General features: G+C 38.7%; 6 protein-coding genes. All 6 read left to right on the forward strand.

The features are described from left to right. The first annotated feature begins 151 nt into the window (after positions 1-151). A complete protein-coding gene (locus GWK09_RS14700; RefSeq protein WP_163694227.1) occupies positions 152-541 on the forward strand; it encodes a hypothetical protein in 390 nt (129 codons plus the stop codon). Positions 542-703: 162 nt separating this feature from the next. Further along, on the forward strand, positions 704-1348 hold the full coding sequence (locus GWK09_RS14705; protein WP_163694228.1) for a DNA alkylation repair protein: 645 nt from the start codon (positions 704-706) through the stop codon (positions 1346-1348). Between the two features lie 827 nt (positions 1349-2175). Further along, complete coding sequence (locus tag GWK09_RS14710; RefSeq protein ID WP_163694229.1) at positions 2176-2751, forward strand: hypothetical protein; 576 nt, start codon at positions 2176-2178, stop codon at positions 2749-2751. Positions 2752-2895: 144 nt separating this feature from the next. Further along, positions 2896-3423: a hypothetical protein gene (locus GWK09_RS14715; RefSeq protein ID WP_163694230.1), complete on the forward strand. Its 528-nt coding sequence runs from the start codon at positions 2896-2898 to the stop codon at positions 3421-3423. A gap of 2 nt (positions 3424-3425) precedes the next feature. Continuing rightward, positions 3426-4001: a DUF4348 domain-containing protein gene (locus tag GWK09_RS15065; RefSeq protein WP_163694231.1), complete on the forward strand. Its 576-nt coding sequence runs from the start codon at positions 3426-3428 to the stop codon at positions 3999-4001. 158 nt (positions 4002-4159) lie between these two features. Then, positions 4160-4477: a TIGR04104 family putative zinc finger protein gene (locus GWK09_RS15150; RefSeq protein WP_163694232.1), complete on the forward strand. Its 318-nt coding sequence runs from the start codon at positions 4160-4162 to the stop codon at positions 4475-4477. Positions 4478-4712: the final 235 nt, after the last annotated feature.

A 4712-nucleotide genomic window follows, 5' to 3' on the forward strand; every position in this document is an offset into this window, starting at 1 on the left:
CACAGAACAACGGCTATAACCAAGCGTTTATTCCTGAGATTATTCTCTATTTGCTATCTTAGGGATTATAATAATCTTAAGGGGAGATCAGGAAACTAACGCCTGGTCATAGCCGTCACCGTTGTGCTCAATTAAATATTTATCTTCCAAATTGCCGCAAATTTTATTTACAACCGAAGATTGTTGGATAATTATTAGCCTTCCCCTAAGTAACAAAGGCGCTACTCTGTCAGAAATTATCGCACGAGCAGATATGATCAATCATGCGATTCCTACTAAAGTGGAGATAGAAGTTGCTTTGACTAAAGGGATACAGAGCGGACTAGTAATTATTTGCGATGGCCGTTATAAATTAAATGAGAAACATAAACTATTATTCGAAAAAGTGTATTCAAAAAAAGGCGGCCTCTTTTCGATGACGTCAAACCTTTATAATGAACTGAACTCCCAAAAATTTGAGGTAATCAATGAGGTTGAAGTTTCGATCTCTGCCAAAGATTATAAGAGTGCTATTGAAGATTATTTAGGGTCAACTAAGTAGTAGTTCGGATTATTTTACTGAGCACAACAACGGCTATGGTTCATCGCCCTCAGAGGTCTGGGATTATTTGCTATTTTAGGAATTAACAAAACAAAACGGAAGGCCGGCGCCTCCAGGCGCCAAACCATAGCCGGAACAGTTGTGTGTAATTTAAATGAGAACATGAAAGAACTTTCTTCAAAGGCACAAACCATTTTCTCGAAGATTAACGAGAACACAAAACTTGGAGATCTTAGAAAGATTGCCAAAGAAATTAAGGTGGATCATGAACTAGCTATGGAACTTTGGTCTACAGGTGAATTCCTACCCAGACAATTAGCCATTTTAATAATGGACAAGAAACAATTGAACCAAGAGTTCATCGACCAGCTTGACCAGGACATTCAGGCACATAATCTCAATGAACGAAACCACTTAATGGATTGGCTCATGGCAAATCAATTGACTAAGGACAAGAAAATTATATCTCAAATAGAGTCATGGGAAAACAGCCCTTCTCCACTTCAAAGAAGAGTGTTTTGGTACTATCAGGCAAGATTAAGATGGATGGGAAATACCAATCATGAAAACACTGAATATCTGCTCACGAAAATTGAAAGCAAAATGAAAACAGAGCAACCTGAAGTACAATGGGCAATGAATTACACTGCAGGCCAAATCGGAAAATGGCAAGAAGAATATCGTGACAGATGTATTTCTATTGGTGAAACAACAGGTCTTTACAAAGATGAAATTGTCGCCAAGAATTGTACTCCAAGTTACTTACCTGAATTCATAAGAATTGAAGTTGAAAAATTGAATAAATAAAAACTACACACAACAATGTATATAAGCCATACCTTTCGGGATACGGCTCATATACTAAACGTTGTAAACTATTTAATGAACCAAAATTATATTTCGAAATCCTTCCGACTTAGTATCATAAATTTTGGTCTTTTTTTAATTTCTTATATCGCCGGGGTTTTGATCGAAGGCTCTCCCAATTATGGAGATAATAGTGCTCTGTTTGTAGGGATTCCTCTACTAATTGCAGGAATATTAGCAGTCGTAGGTCTGGTTCAACTGATTAAGGGGAGAAATGAAAAAAAGAACTATAAGTTTTACCTCGCCCTTATTGTACATGGATTAATAGGGATACTTTGGGTATATGCATTCTCTGTAACGTTGATGGATTTTAGTCGATTATTTTAAACAGTTTACAACAACGGCTATGGTTCATCGCCCCCTTAGGTCTGGGATAATTTGCTATTTTAGGGATTAACAAAACAATACGGAAGGGTGGCGCCTCTAGCCGCCAAACCATAGCCGGAACCGTTACCTACCATAGCGTTTTATCTAAGGTCAAAGCCGAAGGGCAGTTTGTCCATCCAAGGTCTGGTGCTCTCCAAAGTTTCTTCTTTTGCTGTGGCTTACTCTTGGAGCATTGCGCGGGGATTTTTTTGCGAAGATTCGGGATCTCTCGTGAGGTCTGCGTGAGGCTAGCTACGTTAGGTAACAACGGCTATGGTTCATCGCCCTCCAGGGTCTGGGATTATTTGCTATTTTAGGGATTAACAAAAACAAGACGGAAGGCTGGCGCCTCCAGGCGCCAAACCATAGCCGGAACCGTTGTAGCCAATTATTAAGATTTTATGAGTACACCACTCTTATCAACCTTCCTTATCTTCTTTAGTCTATACTTCAACCAAAATCATAAATATTTCCCTGAGAAAAGTGACGTCTTAAATCCGGATTATGTTTCCTACGAGAATTTTTTTCCAATCGCCACTTTAGATTTGACCAGCCAGGGTATTGAGGACAAAATACATATAGTCTTTACTAGTTTTGATCCTGATATTGATCACAATGAACCCTTCCCTGAGGGAGATTATATTGACAACTATTCGTTCGCGATAGAATCCGATGGTCTTTTAAAACCAACTTTCAAAGAATCGGCTTTGGAAATTGGTAATGGATATATGAAATACTTTATTGAAGGAAAAAGTAAATTCAATGAATCAAAGTCCCAATTAACTACCTCAATACTTAGGTTTTACAAATATCCTGAGTGGTTGCAATTTGACCAAACTCCTAAGAATTCAAGGGGAGAGAATATGAAGTTTATCTGTCAAGCAGATATTTATAAGGTCTTTAACGACGATTGTTGGTTGTATGTATTTTATGATGAAAGTGATAGAAAGGTTAAGATTATACTTCAAAGGGATTAAAACTGGCTACAACAACGGCTATGGTTCATCGCCCGCCAGGGTCTGGGATTATTTGCTATTTTAGGGATTAACAAAACAAGACGGAAAGGCTGGAGCCTCCAGGCGCCAAACCATAGCCGGAACCGTTGTACCACATTTAAGAATATGAAGAAATTAATACTCCCCATCTTACTTTTATCCAGCTTTATTATCTCAGCGCAAACTCAAAAAGTCTTTCGAGTTAACATTTTAAATCCTGGAGCCGAAATTGAATTGCCCACAAGTGAGAAAGCAACATTTTCAGCCGGACTCGGTATAGGTTACGGAGGGGGTTATCCTGATCTCACATTCAATGATAGCGGCTTTATTTACATCATTTCGCCCTTTCTAGATCTTCAGCATAAGTGGTTCTATAATTTTGAAAAAAGATCAGGAAAAAATAAAACAACGGAGAATAACTCAGCCAATTTTTTCTCGCTTAGGCTCATCAGCCGTGGCCCGTCTATTGCAGAAAATGTAGGTCGTACGTCTGATTTTGATTTTGCTATCGGGCCCACTTGGGGAATTCAAAGAAAATTCAACAAGAATCTTCATCTTCTATTTGATGTCGGTCCGCAATATTATTTTGACACCGAGGGGAATGGCAATATTTGGCCGATTATGGTTCAAATAAATATCGGTTTCGACCTGTAAACGTGGTACAACAACGGCTATGGTTCATCGCCCTCAGAGGTCTGGGATTATTTGCTATTTTAGGGATTAACAAAACAAAACGGAAGACTGGCGCCTCCAGGCGCCAAACCATAGCCGGAACCGTTAGCACCAATTTGAAAAAATATATTTACATACTTGTTGTACTGCTCACATGGTCCTGCTTGGGTCAATGGAACGGTATTGAGAAAAATGAAACTCAACCGAAAGAAACTAAAACGGAGAATTTCAAATTGTTTCTGGAAAATTTTTCGCTAAACAAGGATTTTCAACTATCAAGGATTCAATTTCCGATTTCGGACTGTGAATACATTGGGACTTACGCCTCGCCATGCGACGAAATTGAAAAAGAAAAATGGATACACTTGATTTTAGTTGATACCACACGGACTCCAGCCACGATAACGGATATTTACGACAATTTTGAACTTGAAATGAAAAACTCTGGTGAAAGAGTTTTGGCCTTTGAAGCGACAGAAACCAATGTTTGTCGATACTATTTTTTTAAAGCAGTTAGAGAAAAATGGTTTTTGGAGAAGATAATGACTTGCGTGGACTAAAATAAAAACTGGTGCTAACAATGGCTATAAGTAATTGCTTGTTCTCGCCTACTTCTGAAAATCCTTGCGGATTTTCAGTTTGGTGTGTACTTGCAAAGTTCAGTGCTAACCCACGCAACTACTCATAGCCGAGACCGTTAGGTGTAATTCAAAAAACTATGCAAAGTTGTGAGAACTGTAAACAGAAGTTTTCATTTGGTCAGATCTATAAGTCTTTTCTAATTGGATATAAACCGCTAGTATGCAAGAATTGTAAGACCAAATATGAACACACTTTTAAAAATAGGTGGATTGGGGCAGGTTCTGTAGGACTTGGTGTATTTTTTGGAGGAATCTCTCAGTTTTATTTCGAGCTAAGTTCGGGCTATAAATTGATGGTCGGGATTATTGTTACCATCTTTACAGTGTCTCTTATTAGTGCCATTTGTGTGTCATTTATGACATTTGAAAGAGAAGAAAAAAATAACTACACCTAACAACGGCTATGGTTCATCGCCCTCCAGGGTCTGGGATTATTTGCTATTTTAGGGATTAACAAAACAATACGGAAGGCTGGCGCCTCCAGGCGCCAAACCATAGCCGAGACCGTTACCTACCATAGCGTTTATCTTCTAGTCAAAACTCAAAGTCCTTTTGTAAAGCCAAGGTCGCTCCATGACCAAAGTTCCTTCTTTTGCTATGGTCTTCACTCGGGGGTTTTTCTGGGAAGTG

The sequence above is a fragment of the Muriicola jejuensis genome (assembly GCF_010671595.1).
GTDB lineage: Bacteria > Bacteroidota > Bacteroidia > Flavobacteriales > Flavobacteriaceae > Muriicola > Muriicola jejuensis.